This window comes from Methanoregula sp., from assembly GCF_002835825.1.
GTDB lineage: Archaea > Halobacteriota > Methanomicrobia > Methanomicrobiales > Methanospirillaceae > Methanoregula.
This window is the reverse complement of record NZ_PIZH01000454.1, coordinates 1-1,623: the sequence shown is the minus strand read 5'-3', so window position 1 is coordinate 1,623 and position 1,623 is coordinate 1. Positions and strand designations below refer to the sequence as shown.

Annotated in this window: 2 protein-coding genes; both read right to left on the bottom strand. The window is 56.1% G+C overall.

The genetic code is table 11. The features are described 5' to 3' along the window. Nucleotides 1-392: hypothetical protein (locus CW742_RS12225; RefSeq protein WP_292420759.1), on the bottom strand; the 392-nt coding region annotated here is incomplete at its 3' end. Beyond that, nucleotides 389-1,486: a baseplate J/gp47 family protein gene (locus tag CW742_RS12220; RefSeq protein WP_292420757.1), complete on the bottom strand. Its 1,098-nt coding sequence runs from the start codon at nt 1,484-1,486 to the stop codon at nt 389-391. The genes CW742_RS12225 and CW742_RS12220, both read right to left, overlap by 4 nt. Nucleotides 1,487-1,623: the final 137 nt, after the last annotated feature.

The window sequence follows — 1,623 nt, the reverse complement described above, 5'->3', positions numbered from 1 at the left end:
CCCCAGCCGCTGCCATCCCCCAGCGCATTCGGGTTTTCGATGATGTCAAACTGATTGGGGGGGTATCCCGTAACATAGCTGATGATGGCCTCCAGATCCGCCGTGGTCCCGCTGGAGCTCTGCAGCCACCTAAGCATTGCAGCACGTGGCCGGAACTCCGCATCCGTCTCACCGGGTAACCGTGACGACATCCCTATGAGGTCCACAACCTGGTCAAGGGAGGCCCCTGTCGCAGCCTCAACGTGGTGGGCGCTTCGGACCGCCTCTGCAGCAGCATCAAGATCTTCGAGTTCTGCGGCAATGACCGACACAAATTTCCCCAGAATTGAATCGGGATCCTTTGAGAATGCACTCGAAAAATGAGTCAGCATATCGGTCGTCTTCGTCATCATATCACCGTGAGGTTGTGGGTTCCGGATGTTGCGATGCTGTTGTCCGCGATCGACAGGGACTCGCCCAGCGCATCCAGAACGGTTGTGCCATCAGTCGCGGTGAGTGCATTGACGTTTTCCACACCAGCCGCATTGGCCACAACACGGAGAATATCCGAATATGCGATATCTTCGGAGATCTCGAGGTTGCCGAAGAATGTTGAGAGGGCATCCAGGATATTTGCCTCAGCCTCCGCCTCAGTAATTGATGTGGATTTCAGTACCGTTGCAGTGACAGAGACGGGGACCGGGTCCGGTCTGGCAAGGCTGGCGATGATCCCGCATGGCCGTGTTGCAGCGATCGCGGCGTTGATCTCCGAATCTTCCCCACCGAGCACGTAGCAGGTCACGGTATGGTGATCGGTATCTTCTGTGATGAGGACCGCAGTGACGCCCGTAACAGCAGAGATCGCCTGCTGCAGCGCGATCAAGGTTGCTTTGCTGGCGGTTGTCGGGACCCGGGTACGGAGCCGGAGCATTGCGTCAGTCTCCGCATCCGTGCCCCCTGTCATCGGGTTTTGGTTGGTCACGGATTCAATGCCAATGACTTGATCGAGAATATGGGTAAGTATCCCCGAAGCGACATTCCCAACAATCCCGGCCTCCGTGCACCGGACAGCGATATCCACGTGTGTCGTATTGATTGCGAGCGTCCCGATCGCAATTGTCTCAAAGACCAATGTCCCGTCAGAATTCGAGATCCTTGTCCCGGCGGGGATCACGTAGTCCTGTGTTGCGGATGACGTCCTGCTGAATCGTGCAACACCCTCGGCTGCGACTGCAGGCTTCCTGGCGATCCCCTGGATAACGGCGACGGCATCGAGATTTGATTTTGTCGCGGTATTCAGGTATCCAGCATAATATACCGATTCCAGGATTTGCCAATTCGTCGCGAGCTCGTACGCAACGACATCGAGCAACTGCCCGGCAAAGGAATTTTCGGAGAGGTCGATCTCATCACCGAACTGAGCGCGAGCTCTTGTCTGCATCGATTCGCGGATTGCTGAATAATCCTTGCTGACAAAACCGTCGTCCGTAACACCGTAGTCCGTCACAGGATTTCCTCCAGAAAGATCTCTTCACCTGTTTTCAGCGTGCCGGAGACCGTGACCTGCAGTTGCCGGAGTTCGTTATACGTGCACGCAACATCGGCCATGGTCAGATCCGTATACGATGCCAGGGCCCTCTGGAT